This is a genomic window from Georgenia daeguensis (assembly GCF_039537705.1).
GTDB lineage: Bacteria > Actinomycetota > Actinomycetes > Actinomycetales > Actinomycetaceae > Georgenia > Georgenia daeguensis.
On record NZ_BAABBA010000002.1, the window covers coordinates 359,156 to 375,493 of the forward strand.

Annotated in this window: 14 protein-coding genes; 6 read left to right on the top strand and 8 right to left on the bottom strand. The window is 70.4% G+C overall.

What is annotated here, in order from left to right:
* Positions 1–2: 2 nt before the first annotated feature.
* The gene (locus tag ABD774_RS03295; protein WP_345037597.1) at positions 3–1,901 is read right to left on the bottom strand and encodes a metallophosphoesterase family protein; all 1,899 of its coding nucleotides are present in this window, start codon (positions 1,899–1,901) and stop codon (positions 3–5) included.
* A 197-nt stretch (positions 1,902–2,098) separates the two neighbouring features.
* Here ABD774_RS03295 and ABD774_RS03300 point away from each other — a divergent pair, with 197 nt between their 5' ends.
* Positions 2,099–3,574, top strand: coding sequence for a glutamate-cysteine ligase family protein (locus ABD774_RS03300; RefSeq protein ID WP_345037599.1), 1,476 nt, complete (start codon positions 2,099–2,101; stop codon positions 3,572–3,574).
* Between the two features lie 48 nt (positions 3,575–3,622).
* On the opposite strand, the gene ABD774_RS03305 is transcribed toward ABD774_RS03300, so the two are convergent.
* Positions 3,623–4,099, bottom strand: a complete 477-nt coding sequence (locus tag ABD774_RS03305) for a hypothetical protein (RefSeq protein ID WP_345037601.1) — start codon at positions 4,097–4,099, stop codon at positions 3,623–3,625.
* Between the two features lie 126 nt (positions 4,100–4,225).
* Here ABD774_RS03305 and ABD774_RS03310 point away from each other — a divergent pair, with 126 nt between their 5' ends.
* The 3 genes from ABD774_RS03310 to larC all read left to right on the top strand — a co-directional run bounded on the left by ABD774_RS03310 (position 4,226) and on the right by larC (position 8,316).
* Positions 4,226–5,461: an amidohydrolase gene (locus tag ABD774_RS03310; RefSeq protein ID WP_345037603.1), complete on the top strand. Its 1,236-nt coding sequence runs from the start codon at positions 4,226–4,228 to the stop codon at positions 5,459–5,461.
* A gap of 99 nt (positions 5,462–5,560) precedes the next feature.
* The gene (locus tag ABD774_RS03315; RefSeq protein WP_345037606.1) at positions 5,561–6,865 is read left to right on the top strand and encodes a lactate racemase domain-containing protein; all 1,305 of its coding nucleotides are present in this window, start codon (positions 5,561–5,563) and stop codon (positions 6,863–6,865) included.
* 50 nt (positions 6,866–6,915) lie between these two features.
* Positions 6,916–8,316, top strand: coding sequence for a nickel pincer cofactor biosynthesis protein LarC (gene larC / locus ABD774_RS03320; RefSeq protein WP_486327253.1), 1,401 nt, complete (start codon positions 6,916–6,918; stop codon positions 8,314–8,316).
* Between the two features lie 47 nt (positions 8,317–8,363).
* On the opposite strand, the gene ABD774_RS03325 is transcribed toward larC, so the two are convergent.
* Together ABD774_RS03325 and ABD774_RS03330 are read right to left on the bottom strand one after the other, a co-directional pair.
* On the bottom strand, positions 8,364–8,930 hold the full coding sequence (locus tag ABD774_RS03325) for a dihydrofolate reductase family protein (RefSeq protein ID WP_345037608.1): 567 nt from the start codon (positions 8,928–8,930) through the stop codon (positions 8,364–8,366).
* A gap of 354 nt (positions 8,931–9,284) precedes the next feature.
* A complete protein-coding gene (locus ABD774_RS03330; RefSeq protein WP_345037610.1) occupies positions 9,285–9,899 on the bottom strand; it encodes a recombinase family protein in 615 nt (204 codons plus the stop codon).
* A gap of 239 nt (positions 9,900–10,138) precedes the next feature.
* On the opposite strand from ABD774_RS03330, the gene ABD774_RS03335 reads away from it, so the two are divergent.
* Entirely contained in the window at positions 10,139–10,753 is a 615-nt protein-coding gene (locus ABD774_RS03335; RefSeq protein WP_345037613.1) for a dihydrofolate reductase family protein, read from the top strand.
* 104 nt (positions 10,754–10,857) lie between these two features.
* Here ABD774_RS03335 and ABD774_RS03340 read toward each other — a convergent pair whose 3' ends face one another.
* Positions 10,858–12,534 carry an FAD-binding protein gene (locus ABD774_RS03340; RefSeq protein WP_345037615.1) on the bottom strand — a complete coding sequence of 559 codons (1,677 nt, stop codon included), beginning with the start codon at positions 12,532–12,534 and terminating at the stop codon, positions 10,858–10,860.
* 462 nt (positions 12,535–12,996) lie between these two features.
* On the opposite strand from ABD774_RS03340, the gene ABD774_RS03345 reads away from it, so the two are divergent.
* Positions 12,997–13,437, top strand: a complete 441-nt coding sequence (locus ABD774_RS03345) for a MarR family winged helix-turn-helix transcriptional regulator (protein WP_345037617.1) — start codon at positions 12,997–12,999, stop codon at positions 13,435–13,437.
* A 718-nt stretch (positions 13,438–14,155) separates the two neighbouring features.
* On the opposite strand, the gene ABD774_RS03350 is transcribed toward ABD774_RS03345, so the two are convergent.
* The 3 genes from ABD774_RS03350 to ABD774_RS03360 form a co-directional block, all read right to left on the bottom strand.
* Positions 14,156–14,686, bottom strand: coding sequence for a hypothetical protein (locus tag ABD774_RS03350; protein ID WP_345037619.1), 531 nt, complete (start codon positions 14,684–14,686; stop codon positions 14,156–14,158).
* Between the two features lie 87 nt (positions 14,687–14,773).
* Positions 14,774–15,001: a hypothetical protein gene (locus ABD774_RS03355; RefSeq protein WP_345037621.1), complete on the bottom strand. Its 228-nt coding sequence runs from the start codon at positions 14,999–15,001 to the stop codon at positions 14,774–14,776.
* Complete coding sequence (locus ABD774_RS03360; protein ID WP_345037624.1) at positions 14,998–16,224, bottom strand: hypothetical protein; 1,227 nt, start codon at positions 16,222–16,224, stop codon at positions 14,998–15,000. Before ABD774_RS03360 ends, ABD774_RS03355 begins: the two co-directional genes overlap by 4 nt.
* Positions 16,225–16,338 lie beyond the last annotated feature (114 nt).

Genomic DNA, 16,338 nt, shown 5'->3' on the forward strand with positions numbered 1-16,338 from the left:
CGTCACTCGCCGGGCTCGCCGGTGCCGCCGTCGGACTCGCCGCTGCCGCCGCCGTCCGGTGCTCCACCGTCAGGGACGCGGCCGTCCGGAGCTCTGCCGTCCGGCACGCCGCCGTCGGGGGCACCGCCGTCGGACGCCGGGCGAGGGAACTCGTACCAGGCACCCAGCCGGACGCCCGCGTCGGTGCCGACCTGGATCCGCCGGTAGTCCATCGGCTCGCCGGTGGCCCGGTCGACGCGCAGCACCGTCAGCTCGGCCTCCCCGGTGAGCGGCCCCACCGTCGCGCCGCCGCCCGCTCCCCCGCCGCTCGAGGTGCTGATGTAGCGCGTGCCGGCACCGGCGACCTCCGGCCCCACCGTGCGGTGCCAGTGCCCGGAGAGCTGCAGCGGCGCGCAGCCGGCGTCGAGGGTGGCCGTCCCGGCACGCGGGTTGTGGACGAGCAGGATGTCGACGGGGTCACCGCTCTCGGCGGCGGCGCAGGCCACCTCGGCGAGGCGCTGCTCCATCTCCGGCACGGTCTCGTCGCGTTCCTGCCGCGTGCCCGACCCCACCGCCGTCAGTGTCGGGTCGGTGTCCCCGAGGATGCGCACGCCGGCAACCTCCACCACCTCGCCGCCGAGCACGGTCCAGCCCGCCTGACGCTCCTGCTGCGCCGTGGTGACGGAGTCGTGGTTGCCGGTCGAGACGACCACCGGCACCCCGTCCGGCACGGCGCGGGCGAACGCGTTCACGCAGTAGGACTCGACCGAGGTCCCGCTCATCACCGTGTCGCCGGCGTCGAGGAGCACCTCCGCCCCCGTCTGCTCGATCGCCGTCGCGATCACCGAGGCCATGCCGACGTTGCAGTGCAGGTCCGAGACCATCAGGAACGTGACGGGGTCCGGCTCGGGCTCCTCGGTGGCGGCCGAGGCGGACGGCTCCCCGCCCGACGTCGGGCCGTCCGCCGTCGCGCGGTTCCCCGTCGAGGGGTCCCCCGTCGCGCGGTCCCCCGTCGAGGGGTCCGCCGTCGTGGAGTCCGACGACGGGCCGGCCGCCGTCGTCCCCTCCGACGGCGACGCCCCTGCGGCCGCCTCCGCACCCTCCGGGGACTGGCGGCTCCGGCCGCGGGGAGCCTCGCCCTCGGCCTCGTACGCGGCGACCAGGTTCTCCGACGCGAGGGCGTAGAACGCCTCGTTCTCCTCGAAGGCGGACCGCACCGTCTGGCCGTAGACCGCGACGACGTCGGCCAGACGCCCGGTGATCCGCGCCCCCTCGAGCGGCGTGCCCGCGAGCACGGCGGGGCTGTAGCCGGCGGGGGTCTCCTGGCGCGTCTGCGGGAGGACGACGGCGGTCGCGCCGCCGAGGACGACGGCGCCGCTGAGCACCGCGACCCCAGGGCGGGTCAGGGCGGCCCGGAGCTCGTCGCGCAGCCGCCCGCGGGAGGCGAGCCGGCCGGCGGCGAGCAGCGCGAGCATCAGCGACCACGCGACCGCGGTGCGCCCGAGGGCGTCGGTGACCAGCCCCCGCACGGCGTCGGCGACGGCCGCCTCGGGCTGGCCGAAGAGCTGGCCGTACGCCTCGAGGTCGGCGAGCAGGCCGGGCAGCGGCGAGCCGGAGGTCTGCAGGTCGGTCGGGATCTCCCGGACCACCACCTCCGCGCCGAGCGGCCACGGCAGCGGGGAGTCGATGATGACCGCCCCCAACGGGCCCATCTGGAGGGAGACCTGCCGGTCGAGCGTGACGTGGTAGTCGGCCTCGTGCGGGCCGAGCGAGGAGTGCGTGCTGGCGGTCGTCACCCCCAGGGCCGCGGCGAGCAGACCGGTCACGAGGAACGCGAGCAGGCCGCGGATCGTCTGGCGGGTCGCGGGGGTCTGGCGGTGCCACCACTCCCAGCGACGCCGGGTGCCGCCTGCGGATCTCATCACGGCCATTGTGTCCTCGCCCGCTCTCCCCCGCACAAGTGGACCACCGGCGGGCCCGGAGGTGGCAGCGTTGACCCGGGGTGCGCGGTCTCCACGCCCCCAGCATGCTGGGACCGTGCCCGGCGCGTCCGCGAGACGCCCGGTCGGGCCCGAGACGCCCGGCGTGCCCGGGGAAAGACCAGGGAGCAGGAGGCTCGATGGGCAAGGACGTCAGCGCGAAGGCCTACACCCGCGCCGACCACACCAGGTACCGCCACGCCGTCCAGCGCTGCCTCGACGCGCTCGAGGAGATGCTCGACCGCGGCTCCTTCGCGCAGGACGAGTGGCGCACGGGCCTGGAGATCGAGCTCAACCTGGTCGACGCCGACTTCATGCCGTCCATGAAGAACGCCGAGGTGCTCCAGCACATCGACGACTGGCGCTACCAGACCGAGCTCGGCCGTTTCAACATCGAGCTGAACGTGGAGCCGCGGCGCATCGACGGACAGTCGCTGCTCCAGCTCGAGTCCGCCCTGCGCAAGAACCTCAACCGCGCCCGGGACCGTGCCGGCGACCTCGGCGCGGGCATCGTCATGATCGGGATCCTGCCCACGCTGCCGCCCCCCGAGCCCGGCCACTCGTGGTTCTCCTCCAACGCCCGCTACCAGATGCTCGACGAGGCGGTGCTGACCTCCCGCAGGGAGGATGTGGTCATCGACATCCGCGGGGCCGAGCGCCTCCAGATGACCGCCGACACGATCGCCGTCGAGGCCGCCTGCACGTCCACGCAGTTCCACCTGCAGGTGCGCCCGAACACCTTCGCGCGCTACTGGAACGCCGCCCAGGTGCTGGCGGGCCCGCAGCTCGCGCTCGGGGCCAACTCGCCGTACGTGTTCGGCCACCAGCTCCAGGCCGAGTCGCGCATCGAGCTGTTCCTGCAGGCCACCGACACCCGGCCGCCGGAGCTGCGCAACCAGGGGGTGCGCCCGCTGGTGCCGTTCGGGGACCGGTGGATCAACTCGATCTTCGACCTGTTCGAGGAGAACGTCCGCTACTACCCGGCGCTGATCCCAGAGACGTCGGACGAGGACCCGCTCGAGGTGCTGCGGGCGGGCGGCACGCCCCAGCTCTCGGAGCTGAGGCTGCACAACGGCACGATCTACCGCTGGAACCGGCCGATCTACGACGTCTCCGACGGCCGGCCGCACCTGCGGGTGGAGAACCGGATCCTCCCCTCGGGCCCCACGGTGCTGGACGTCCTGGCCAACGCGGCGTTCTTCTACGGCGCCTCGGTGGACATGGTCCTGGACGAACGCCCGATCTGGTCTCGCATGAGCTTCGAGGCCGCGCGGGAGAACTTCCACACAGCCGCCCGCCACGGGGCCGATTCCCGGCTGTACTGGCCCGGCGTCGGGTCCGTGGACTGGGACGAGCTGGTGCTGCGCGCGCTGCTCCCCGCCGCGCAGCGGGGGCTGGAGCGCCTGGGGGTGGCCACCGAGGCCGTGGACCGCTACCTCGGGGTGATCGAGGGCCGCGCCAAGCTGCGCACCAACGGCGCCTCCTGGCAGGTCGCCGCCACGCAGGCCTTCGAGGCCCGCGGCCTGGACCGCCCCGACGCGCTGAAGGCCATGCTCAAGGAGTACGTCCTGCACATGCACAGCAACGAGCCGGTCCACACCTGGCCGGTCCCCTGACCGGCCGCCCGCCGGCGCCGGACGTCCACCAGTCCTGAGCGGGCGCGCTCAGGCGCCGGTGTTCATGAGTCCGCCGATCCAGGAGAAGGCGGCGACGATGAAGGCGTTCAGGCCCACGGCGAGGCCCGCGAGCGCGGGCCAGCGCGGCCTGCGGCGCTGGGAGATGCCGACCAGGCCCAGCACCGCCGCGGCGAGGCCGAGGATGAGCGTGACGAAGAGCGAGACCGAGGTGTACAGGTCCTGGTCGGTCGCGGAGACCCGGTCGAGGCTCAGCGCGTAAACCGCCTGCCAGACCGTCAGGACGACAGCGACGAGCAGCGAGGTCCACGCCACGGGGTTGCCGCGCCCCGGCTCCCGCCGTCCCTCGCCCGGCAGGTCGGTGTCGCCGGCCCCGGGAGCGAGGTCGGCCTCGTCGCGGCCCCGGCGACGGCGCAGCCCCCGCCCGGGGCGGGTGGCGTCGTCCGCAGGGAGGGCAGGCTCCTCGGGTCGGCGGGAGGGGATCTCCGGGCCGGTGGGCTCAGTCATGGTTCCTCCTCGGTGCGCCGCCACTGACGTGATCAGCCTGCCAGGTTCCTGCGTCCGGCACCCGGCGCCGCGCCTGTCGGCATCCGCCACGTCGCCGCGGGTGCGGGCGTCGGCCAGGATGGGCCCATGACCAGCACCGGCCCTGCCCCCGCCCGCCGCCCTCGCGGAAGCGTCGCCGTCGTCGGCGGGCACGTCGTGCCCGTGGACGGCGAGCCGCTCGAGAGGGGCACCGTGCTCGTGGTCGACGGCGTCATCGCGGCCGTCGGCACGGACGTCGCCGTCCCGGACGGCGTGCCCGTCGTCGACGCCGCGGGGCGCTGGGTGCTGCCCGGCTTCGTCGAGGCGCACGCGCACCTGGGCGTCGCCGAGGAGGGGGTCGGCTGGGCCGGCGACGACACGAACGAGATGACCGGACCGAACATGGCCGCGGTGCGGGCCCTGGACGCGATCGACATCGAGGACGAGGGCTTCCGCGACGCGCTGGTCGGCGGGGTGACCTCCGCCGTCGTCAAGCCGGGATCGGGCAACCCGATCGGCGGGCAGAGCGTGGCCATCAAGACCTGGGGCGGCCGCACGGTCGACGAGCAGATCATCAGGGCCGCGGTCTCGGTGAAGTCCGCGCTCGGGGAGAACCCGAAGCGGGTGTACTCCGAGAAGAAGCAGATGCCCTCCACCCGGCTCGGCGTGGCCAAGGTGATCCGGGAGGCGTTCGTGGCCGCGCAGGACTACGCGGCCGCGCGCGCCCATGCCGTCGCCGAGCGCAAGCCTCATCAGCGGGACCTCGGGATGGAGGCCCTGGTGCGGGTCCTCGACGGCGAGCTCGTCTGGGACCAGCACACCCACCGGCACGACGACATCGCCACCGCCCTGCGCCTGGCCGAGGAGTTCGGGTACCGGCTCGTGATCAACCACGGCACCGAGGGCGCCAAGATCGCCGACGTGCTCGCGGAGAAGGACGTCCCGGTCATCTTCGGGCCGATGCTCACCTCGCGCTCCAAGGTGGAGCTGCGCGAGCGGGCGATCGCCAACCTGGTCCGGCTCGCCGAGGCGGGCGTGCGCGTCGCGATCACCACCGACCATCCCGTGGTGCCCATCCACTACCTGGTCCACCAGGCCTCCCTGGCCGTCAAGGACGGCCTCGACCGCGACGTCGCCATCAGCGCCCTGACCCTCAACCCGGCCGCGATGCTCGGGCTGGACGACCGGGTCGGGGCGCTGCGGGAGGGGCTCGACGGCGACGTCGTCGTCTGGTCCGGCGACCCGCTGGACGTCTACTCCCGGGCCGAACGGGTCTTCATCGAGGGAACCGAGGTGTACTCGTACCAGGACGGCGTGCGGGAGCGCGGCGAGCGCTTCGCCTGAGTCGGTGCCGGGCGGGCCGGCGTCCACCGGTTGCCGCCTGTTGCCGTCGCGGGGGCGTCGCGATTGCCGCGGGGCCCGCTGGTGGAGGAAGGTCTACCCATGACCTCGACGACGGTGGTACCCCAGGAGCTGGTGGAGCAGGCGAGCACGATCGGCGGGTCCGACGTGGTCCTGACGGACGAGCAGGTCCGCGAGCACATCCTGGCCTCGCTCGCGCGGATGGACCTCGACGGGCGCAGCGTCGCGCTGGTCGTCCCCGACGGCACCCGGGCCGTCTCGATGCCGCTGCTGATGCGCTCCGTCCACGAGGCGCTCGCGGGCCGGGCCACGACGGTCACCGTCGTCATCGCCCTCGGCACGCACGCGGCCATGAGCGAGGAGGCGATCGCGGCGCACCTCGGCTTCGAGCCGGGCCGCATCGAGGAGACCTACCCGGGCTGGCGGGCGGTCAACCACGAGTGGTGGAAGCCGGAGACCTTCGCCGACCTCGGCACCATCCCCGCCGAGGAGGTCGCGCGGTACTCCGGCGGCCGGCTGACCGACCGGCCCATGCACGTGGTCGTCAACCGCGCCGTCGTGGAGCACGACGTGGCCCTGGTGGTCGGGCCCGTGCTGCCGCACGAGGTGGTCGGCATGTCCGGCGGCAACAAGTACTTCTTCCCCGGCCTGTCCGGGCACGACGTCATCGACATGTCGCACTGGGTCGGCGCCCTCATCTCCTCCTACGAGATCATCGGCACGCGCGGCATCACGCCCGTCCGTGCCCTGATCAACGCCGCGGCGGACCGGATCCCGTCCGAGAAGCTGTGCGTCGCCGTCGTCACGGAGGCCGGGACGGACCGGCTGCACTCCGTCAGCGTCGGGACCACCGAGTCCGCGTGGGAGGCTGCCGCCGACATCGCGGCGGACAGCCACATCACCTACCTCGAGCAGCCCGTCAAGCGGGTGCTGTCCATCCTGCCGACGATGTACGACGACATCTGGACCGGCGCCAAGGGCATGTACAAGATCGAGCCGATCGTCGCCGACGGCGGCGAGGTGATCATCTACGCCCCCCACATCACGCAGATCTCCGCGATGCACCCGAGCCTGATGAAGATCGGCTACCACAACCGCGACTACTACGTGAAGCAGTGGGACCGGTTCAAGGACCACCCGTGGGGCGACCTCGCCCACTCCACCCACCTGCGCGGGCAGGGCACCTACGACGCCGAGACGGGCGAGGAGCACAACCGCGTCACCGTGACGCTGGCGACCTCCATCCCGCGCGAGGAGGTCGAGGCGGTCAGCCTGCGGTGGATGGACCCGGCCGACGTGGACGTCGACGCCATGGAGGCCGACCCCGAGGTGATGGTCGTGCACAACGCCGGCGAGGTCCTCTTCCGTCTGCGGGACAGGTCCTGAGCGCCGGGCGTCCGGTCTGGCTGGACGTCAGCGCGGGCGTCGCCGGGGACATGCTCCTCGGCGCGCTCGTCGACGCCGGCGCGGACCTGGGGCGGATCCAGGCCGCCGTCGACGCCGTGGTGCCCGGCTCGGTCCGGCTGACCCGGACCGAGGTGGCGCGGGGCGGGCAGCGCGCCACCAAGGTCGACGTCGAGCCGCTCGTCGACGACCCGCCGCACCGCCGGTGGACCACGATCCGCACGATGCTCGAGCAGGCGGCCCTCGACGACGTCACCCGCGAGCGAGCCCTCGCCGCGTTCGCCCGCCTCGCCGAGGCCGAGGGCCACGTGCACGGCACGAGCCCCGAGGACGTGCACTTCCACGAGGTCGGCGCCCTGGACTCCATCGCCGACGTCGTCGGCGTGTGCGAGGGGCTGCGGCTGCTGGACGCCGGCGAGATCACCGCGACGGCGATCGCGCTGGGCGAGGGCCGGATCCGCGCCGCGCACGGTGACATCCCCGTGCCCGTCCCCGCGGTCGCGCAGCTCGCCCTCGGCTGGCCGGTGGTGTCGGGGGCCTCCACGGCAGCCGGCCATGGCCACTCCCACGCGCACGGCCCCGGCCACGCGCACGACCACGACCACGACCACGACCACGACCACGACCACGACCACGACCACGGTGCGCCGACGCATCAGCATGAGCACACCCACGCGCACGAGCACGAGCACGAGGGCACGGCACACTCGCACGAACACCTTGACGCGGCTACCTCCGCGCCGGCGGGCCAGATCGGCGAGCTCGCCACCCCGACCGGCGTCGCGCTCGTCCGGGCTCTCGCGTCAGCGGCCGGGCCGATGCCCGCCATGACGCTGGCGGCCGTCGGCGTCGGTGCGGGCACCAAGGACCTGCCGGGTCGGCCGAACGTGGTGCGCGTGCTGGTCGGCGAGGCGGCGAGCGTCCCTCTCCCGGGCGCGGGCGCTGCGGGCGTTCCCGGCACGCCGGCGGAGGTGGTGCAGCTGGAGGCGAACGTCGACGATCTCGATCCGCGCCTATGGCCAGGCGTGCTCGCGCGGGTGCTGGAGGCGGGGGCTCTGGATGCCTGGCTCTCCCCCATCCTGATGAAGAAGGGCCGCCCCGCCCACACGCTGCACGCGCTCTGCCCGATCGGGGCGGTCACCGACGCCGTCAGCACGGCCATCCTCGCCCACACCACCACGCTGGGGGTGCGTCAGCACGCTCCCCTGCACCGCCGGGTGCTCGAGCGCACCTGGCACGAGGTCGACGTGGACGGTCAGGGTGTGCGCATCAAGATCGCCCACGACGGGACGACCGTCCGCCAGGCCACCCCGGAGTTCGACGACGTCGCCGCCGCGGCAGCGGCCCTCGGCCTCCCCGAGCGGGTCGTGCTGGACCGTGCTCGCCGGGCCGCGCAGGAGTCCGGCCTCGAGCCGGGGGCCCCGGCGCGCTGACCGCAAACAGGAGCACCGCCGTCGCCCCGGCGCGACGGTCACCCGTCTCAGGAAGCGCTTCGGACGGTGTGGCGTAGGTAGATCACACCGTTGCGGAACCGTCGGTGGTCCAGCAGCTCGAGGTCCAGTCGGACGCCCCGGGGCAGCGCCGGCTTGCCGCCGCCCACGACCACGGGGCCAAGGAGCAGCACGCACTCGTCCACAAGCCCGTGGCGGAACGCCTCGGCCGCGATGGCCGCGCCGCCAATGCTCAGGTCGGAGTCGGAGGTTTCCTTGAGCTGGCGTACCGCCTCGGGCTCGAAGTGCCGCTCGATCCTGGTTCGCGCCGTCGACACCTCTTCGAGCGTCGAGGAGTAGACGACTTTGTCGGCGTCGCGCCAGATCCCCGCGTATTCGCGGACGACGGCCGGTTCGGTCGTCAACCAGTCGTCGCTCTCCCAGACGCGCATCGTCTCGTACATGCGGCGGCCGTAGAGCGAGGTGCCGATGTGTCGCTCGTGCTCGTTCCAGAACGCGTGCACCTCCTCGTCAGGCACGGACCAGTCGAAGGAGCCGGTCTCATCCTCGAGGTAACCGTCCAGCGAGGTGTTGGCTGCGTAGATCAACTTGCCCATGGGTGCCTCCGGCCGGACGGGGTCTAAAGGGTGCACTGTCACGGCGATACCGGCAAGAGCTCGACGGAGAGATCATCGAGCTTGCCAGCAGCAGAACAGCTCTGTACCGACACCAATCCTGGCGCGCCCGGCGAGCGGTCCTGCCGCGAAGCAGCCGACGTCCTCCAAGAAGGATCCCTGCGGGAAACGGGCGCGCGCTCCGCGACAGCTCTGGACGCGTGCCAGCGACGGTCGAAATTCGGCAGACCTCGCTGGAGGGAGTCGGGTTCTATTCGCGCCCTCGGTCCTGAACTGACAAAGTGGGAGCGCCAGCGTCGAGGGGTTGAAGGCGGGACTGCTGGCGCCGTGCCCAGATCAGGGCCTCGATGTCGTCTCAGCGATCCTTGCCTCGGCCGCGATTCGTTGCCGTTCGATGGCGCGGTAGACGGTGGAGCGGCCGACGCCGAAGAGTTCAGCGACTTCAAGGGTGCTGTACTCGCCGCTGTGGACCAGCGACACCAGGTGTGCCTCCTGCTTCCTGTTGAGCTTGGGCTGCTTTCCGCGCAGCCGGCCCTTCGCCCTCGCGACCTTCATGCCCTCGCGCGTTCGGAGACGGATCAGGTCGGACTCGAACTCGGCCACCATCGCGAGGACGTTGAACAGCAGTCGACCGACCGCGTCGGTAGGGTCGTAGACCGACCCGCCCAGGCTGAGGCTGACCTGCCGGGCGGTGAGCTCGTCAGCAATTGCTCGCGCATCCGGAAGGGACCGCGCCAGTCGCTCGAGCTTGGTGACTACCAAGGTGTCTCCAGCCCGGCACGCGGCCAGTGCCTCGCGAAGTCCGGGCCGTTCGCGGTCGGTGCCGGTCAGACCATGATCGACGTAGATCCGCTCCGCCTCCACGCCGAGGGCCAGGAGCCCGTCGCGTTGGGCGGTCAGGTCTTGCTGATCGGTGGAGCATCGGGCGTACCCGACAAGCAGGGCGCTCATGGCGCATCTCCTAGGGTGGACCCGGTCGAGCCACACGCTGTGGTCGGCTCGGGCATCGGGCAGCGCCCGACGTCTCAGCAAGCGCCTCCGGTGCTGTGAGCACAAGGCGCCGACGAACCCGGTGCCGAGCCGCATGCGGCGTTGCTATCTGCAGACTCATAGGGACGTCACCCCCCGATGTCCTGATGTGGTGGTACGAATAGTCGCGGCGCGACACCAACCGCTTCTGAGGGATGCTGATGTCCGACACCACCTGCCACATGTCGATCTCGCTCGACGGCTTCGTCGCCGGACCCGAGCAGAGCCGGCAAAATCCGCTGGGCAAGCGCGGCGGCGAGTTGCACGGCTGGCACATGGGCAACCCACGTGCAACCGAGGCCGACAAAAAGGCCAACGGATGGCTCATGCGCCCTCGTGGCGCCTACGTCATGGGCCGAAACATGTTCGGGCCAATCCGCGGCGGGTGGCACGAGGCGTGGGAGGGATGGTGGGGATCCGAGCCGCCCTACCACGCACCGGTCTTCGTGCTCACTCATCACGCCCGCGAACCGATCGAGATGGAAGGCGGGACCACCTTCCACTTCGTCACCGAGGGCTTTGACGCCGCCTACGCTCAGGCGCTGGAAACGGCCGACGGCAACGGCGTGGATATCGCTGGCGGTGCTTCGACAGTTCGACAAGCGCTCAACGCCGGGATGATCGACGAACTCACCCTCGACATCGCACCCGTCCTACTCGGCAGCGGCGAAGGCATCTTCGACGGCGTCGAGACCTTCGGGTTCGAGCCCGTCGAGGTGCTCCACTCACCGCTAGCTACCCATATCCGTTACCGCAGGCGTAGCGCTGAGCTGTAATTGCCCTTCGGGCGTCTCAATGGAGGATCCGCATGCGGTGGCCACGAGGCGCGACCCGCGATGATGTGGGTCGCGCCTCGTGAACTACGCGGTCGTTCAGTTGATCACTGCTTGGCGAGGATGTCGTCGACCGCGGCGTGGCCCAGTGTCATCCCCTGGCCGATCGTGGCGCCCGGTCCCGGGTAGACGCCGCCGAAGACGTTGCCTGCGGCATTGCCGATCGCGTAGAGGTTCGCCATCTTCCCGCCGTCGGTCTTGTAGACCCGGGCCTTCTCGTCCGCGCGCAGCCCGCCGCACGTGCCCAGGTCGCCGGGGACGACCTTCATCGCGTAGTACGGGCCCTTCTTCGCCAGTGGGCGCAGGTTCGGGTTGGGCGTGTTGGTCGGGTCGCCGTAGTAGCGGTCGTATGCAGTCTTGCCGCGATCGAAGTCGTCGTCCTGGCCCTGGGCGGCGAGCACGTTGAACCTCGCCACGCCGCCGGGGAGATCGCCGACGCCGATCGTCCTGCCGAGCTCCTCGATGGTGTCGGCCTTGAACGCGATCCCAGTGTCGAACCACGCCTTCGGAATCCCCATCATCGGCATCTTGACCCCGCCCATGACGTACGACTTGACGAACTTGTCGTCGAAGATGAGCCATGCCGGTAGGTGGGGAGCTTCGCCGTCGTCCAGACCGAGGATCGCCTCGCCGGCCCGCATGTAGTCCGTCGACTCGTTGAAGAACCGGTGGCCGGATCCGTCGACGATGAGGGTGCCGGGGAGGGAGCGCTCGGCGAGCGCCATCATCGGGGGGCCCTCGGGGTCGGGGCTCTGCAGTCCCGGGAACCACCAGGTCTTGTCGAGCAGGGTGAGATCGAGTCCGTGCTTCTTGGCCAGGTCGATCGTGTCTCCGACGTTGCCCTTGACGCCGAACTGCCAGCCTGCCTCGATGGCCGGGGACTGGTACTCGTGGCGCTTGTCGATATCGCGGTCGAAGCCGCCGGCGGCGAGGATGACGGCGCGGTTCGCCCTGATCCTCTCCTGCTTGCCGTTGCGCTCGACGACGACGCCGATGACCTTGTCGCCGTCGAGGATGAGGTCGATCAGAGGGGTGGAGTTCCAGAGGTGGACTCCGGCCTTGCGGGCGCCGGCGAGGAGCGCGGCGGCGAGGGCCTGGCCGCCGGCTGCGTAGTCCTTGCGGAGGGCCAGGCCGCCGATGCCCTGGATGACGCGGCGGGCGATGCGCCAGCTCGCCTTGTCCGGCCGCTTCATCATGAGGTTCATCCACTTGAAGTCGGCGCCGGTGATGGGCATGGGGATGGGGGCGGCGATACCGCTGGCCTGGAGCAGCTTCCGGTCGTCCCCGAGCTTGTTGAGGTTGAAGGGTGCCGGTTCGACGGAGCGGCCGGTGGACGAGCCTCCTGGCTCGTCGGAGAAGTAGTCGGCGTACTCCTTCATGTGGATGAGGTTGAGGTCGGTGTTGGCGAGGAGTGCGTCGACGGTCTTCGCCGCGTAGTCCAGGTGGGTCTGCCAGCGCGCCTCGGGGGCCTCATCGCCGACCACGGTGCGCAGGTAGGTCTCCGCCCGGCCGCGGGTGTCCTTAGCACCGGACTTGGCGACGATGCGGTTGCCCGGCATCCACATTCCGCCGCCGGAGAGGGCCGTCGATCCGCCGTAGAGCTTGTCCTTTTCGACGACGACCGTGGACAGTCCCTGCTTAGCGGATAGAAGCGACGAAAAGAGACCCGTTCCGCTCCCTACGACGACGACGTCGTAGGTGTGGTCCCAAGAATTGTCCGCCATTGCGTATCTCTCACTCCTTTGAAGAATGCGTGACATGTCATGCCACGCGTTGATATTGCTTGACGGCGGGAAGAGCAGGGGCCGAGCCGTGGTGGTTGCCGAGTGCGCTCCTCCCCGGAGGTGCTCTGATGGCGTTCCGCGGGGCTCGCGAGCGTGGCGGTGTGGTCCCTGGCCTGGCCCTGCCTTCAGGGTGGCGATGTTGCGCGCTCGCTAGATGCCCGCACCGGCTCCCGTGGCGAAGTCAACTCGACCATTCATCAGTGCCATCTGTGTGCCTCTCTTGTGTCGTTCGGTTGGTACAGACTGGACCGAGCACGACCAACACGGCGGGACTACGGTGTCGCACCGACACTATCAGCGGAGGGGTGCGCTCGATAAACTGGGCCGATGGGGAGAGCGCGAACGACCTCGAAGCCGGCGCCACAGGGGCTGCCAACATCTCTTCCGTACCGGGTGGAGGCGTTGGCCGCGACCAGCGCGTTGATGTACATCTGGTCGCTTCCACAGTTCCAGCGCGCACTCGCGGCCCACGTCGCTCCCGACGTGGACCTGGGGGTGCAGACACTCGTTCGTCATCTGGGGATGTTCGGAGCACAGCTCCCCAGTCACTTGGGCGTCGCTCTCGGCATGACGCGATCGAACGTGAGCAAGATCGTGCGCCGGGCCGAGGCGCACGGGCTGGTGACCCGTGAACCCGTCGACCGTGACGGTCGTTCGATCCTCGTCGACCTCAGCCCGGCCGGCGACGTCCTGGCCGCGCAGATCCTGCACTCGGGAGACGAGATGATGAGAGAAATGACCAGGGGGTGGAGCCGCGAGGAGCTGCGCGACTGGACACGACTCTCCCATCGCCTGGCCAACGCTGCCGCTGAGTATGCGCAGAAGATCATTAACGCCCACTGAGACGGGCGCGGAGACGCTCGCCAGGACCACGCGCCCGGGGTAGTTCGTTCCGTAGTTCGGTGCGTCATGCGCTCGCTCATTGTACTGACCGGGGAGTTTGGTTGAGCGGCGCGATTCGCTGGTCCGGTTCGGTGACGCGAGTGCCCCGCCTTGAATTTTCGTGCCGCTTGCGGGCGGCCGAACTCGTGGTTTACCGCGGCGTGCCGGTTGCCGAGGGCGCGGCCTGTCCCCGTCGCCCACTAATTCATAGCGGCTCCACGAAACCAGAACCAGCGAGGTCAGTTCCTCGCTACGTCCAAGTGGCTTCGGTCCGCCGGCTGCTCAACATCCGAAACCCGCCGGTGCGGCGGCCGGCGACCTCGACGACACCCGGGCGGTGACGCCACCGCAGCGCGACGATCTGCCGCACCATCGCCGGTGAGGGCCCTGGTCGGGCTGCGTCACGGCCGGCGGGCCGGAGGACTGCCCGTTGCCCAACTGACCGCTGTCCCGCAAGGGGATCGGTTATCGGGACAGCCGGGAGAATGAATAGCCCCGGGCTGAACGCGGCCTTTGACCTACGCGGCAAGGGTGCGCCGTGGGCCTTGGATGACCAGCTAGAACTGGGCCACCCATACGCAACGCACGACCGTCCGATCGGAGTCTTGTTGATACACACTGTCTACTCCGGGGTGGATGCGTGCACTACTCAGAGGGGTGCGCCGGCCAGTTAGACGTGTCAGGTCCGAAGACGGAAGCCGCCGATCGAGATTTCGAGCGTCACCTTCACCGGAGCCTCCGCATCCACCAGGACGCAGCCAGCGGTTGTCACGACGCCCTGGTACTCGTCGCCGAGGCAGAGGTAGCGGTCTGGCTCCGGCCAAGGGACCCGGAAGCGGCCTTCGTTGACCTCGGCGAGTCTGCCGGCCGGGAGGTCATCAACGTTCAGTTCTATGCCCACTCTTGGGATGTCGTGATCGTCCGGTGCGTCGCGCCCTGGCCAGGTGGCCTCGAACGCCGCTAGGAGTTCGTCGCGGGTGAGGACGATGACGCGCGACCACGAGTCGACGGTGCCGCCGTCGAACGGCATGGGATGGTCACTGCGCGAGACGACCACGGCGCTGAGCTCACCGGCCTCTGGCTCATCGGGCGAGGGACTGCAGGCGAGCAACACCAGGGTCGCCGCGGCTACCAGGAGGGCTTTGCGAGCGACGCGCGGACTCCTGCCCCGCGCACGTGCAGGAGTGCCCGGAATTTTCGTCTGCATCACGCCTCCCTCTACTGCGGTTCGTGCTGATGGACCCGATGGTCCGGTTCGCCGGTCAGCGCGTCGACCGGACCATCGGGTCCGTCCCTGCTACCTGAACGCCACCGTGGTGGTGAACACCTGCCCGTCGGTCAGTCTCACCTCGAAGGTGCCCGTGGACCCGGCCCATGCCTTCGGCGTGGCCACGTTGATGTGGTAGCTGCCGATGCCGTCCTTCACCGCGTCGCGGGTGATGGCGTACGTTGCCCCATCCCGGACGAACGACGCCGACACGACAGAGTTTTCTGACGGCACCTCACCGGTTACCTCGAACTTCACCGGGATGGTACGACCCGCCTGCACTGCGCCATCGGTAGGAAGCGGGCTGGTGAAGCCGCCCAGCCGTACTTCTCCACCGGCGGCGGATCGACTCCCGGGACGCGCGCGATGAAGATCCGAACTGTCGCGGTTGCCTCTGCTCCTCCGCTGTCGGTCACGCGAGCTGTCACGGTGTGCCAGCCTTCCGCAAGTTGGTCGGCGCGAGCGGCGACCTCGTCACCGGTGCCCAGGTTCCCGTGCCGATCGCTGGCCCAAAGCACCCGTGAGCCGTCGAGGTTGCCGTCCTCCAGATCGTTGGCCACAGCCTTGAATGTGATCCGCTGCGCTGCGGAGAACCGCTGCTCGTTCCCGGGTGCGGTGATCGCAACGTGGGGCGTTGCGTTCGGGGTGCGAGTGGTGGTTTCGGCCACCGCGAATCGCATCCCGTCGGAGGACACCACGCGGATAACCAGGTCACCGCCTGGCAGTGCACCGGCATGCAGTACCGTGTCGGGGGTCTTGATCCCGATCGCGGCAGGGATAAAGTGCGCTCCACCATCGGTGGAGACGAACACCGTGTGCCGCAGATTCGTGCCGGCGTCGGCGTCGGTTGCGGCCCAGGAGACCTTGACTGACCCGTCCGGGTTCACCGTGGCGCGCGGCTGCGCGACGACCGGGGTGTTCGCCGAGGCGCTCCACGCGTCCACCTCGCTTCCGCGGACGACTAGGCCGAGCTTCGCGACCTGGGTCGGGTCGACAGCCAGCGTGGCAGCGAACTTGATGCCGGACTGGACGTCAGCGCCTTCCCCGTGCGCGGATGCGCCACTGTCCGGACGCAGCGCCCACGCGGTTCCGAGAACGGACCCGTCGGCGGCGTACGCCTTCACCTGGATACCGGAGTCCGGCTCACCCGGCTGGGTCTGGTTCGTCGGGAGAACCTGGGTTAGGACGCTGCGGTCGCTGGCCGGGTCCCACCCTCCGGCGACGTAGATTCCGTCGGTTTCAAAGACGGTGCCGCCCGGGGCACCCCCACCGGTGGCCGGGTCGAGTCGCCCCTCGCGTAGCCGGTCGACGTCCCACTTGGTGATCCATGTGCCCTGCAGCGAGTCGTCCCTGTTGTCGCAGTACCCCATCAGCGCGTACACGTCGTGCGGTGCCGAGACTGCGAGGTCCTCGTCGAGGTCGAAGGTGTTCTCATCCACACCCCACACCTCCCTGTCCGGGATGCCGAGGGTCTGCTGCACGGATAGGTGACATCTGATCTGTGGTGCCGCAGGGTGCCACTGGAAGGATGTGCACCGTGCCTAAGCCATACCCCAAGGAGTTCCGCGACGACGTCGTGCGGGTCGCGCGGAATC

Coding starts and splice junctions, on each gene's coding strand:
- ABD774_RS03295 (WP_345037597.1), bottom strand. CDS start 1,901: ATGAGATCCGCAGGCGGCACCCGGCGTCGCTGGGAGTGGTGGCACCGC.
- ABD774_RS03300 (WP_345037599.1), top strand. CDS start 2,099: ATGGGCAAGGACGTCAGCGCGAAGGCCTACACCCGCGCCGACCACACC.
- ABD774_RS03305 (WP_345037601.1), bottom strand. CDS start 4,099: ATGACTGAGCCCACCGGCCCGGAGATCCCCTCCCGCCGACCCGAGGAG.
- ABD774_RS03310 (WP_345037603.1), top strand. CDS start 4,226: ATGACCAGCACCGGCCCTGCCCCCGCCCGCCGCCCTCGCGGAAGCGTC.
- ABD774_RS03315 (WP_345037606.1), top strand. CDS start 5,561: ATGACCTCGACGACGGTGGTACCCCAGGAGCTGGTGGAGCAGGCGAGC.
- larC (WP_486327253.1), top strand. CDS start 6,916: ATGCTCCTCGGCGCGCTCGTCGACGCCGGCGCGGACCTGGGGCGGATC.
- ABD774_RS03325 (WP_345037608.1), bottom strand. CDS start 8,930: ATGGGCAAGTTGATCTACGCAGCCAACACCTCGCTGGACGGTTACCTC.
- ABD774_RS03330 (WP_345037610.1), bottom strand. CDS start 9,899: ATGAGCGCCCTGCTTGTCGGGTACGCCCGATGCTCCACCGATCAGCAA.
- ABD774_RS03335 (WP_345037613.1), top strand. CDS start 10,139: ATGTCCGACACCACCTGCCACATGTCGATCTCGCTCGACGGCTTCGTC.
- ABD774_RS03340 (WP_345037615.1), bottom strand. CDS start 12,534: ATGGCGGACAATTCTTGGGACCACACCTACGACGTCGTCGTCGTAGGG.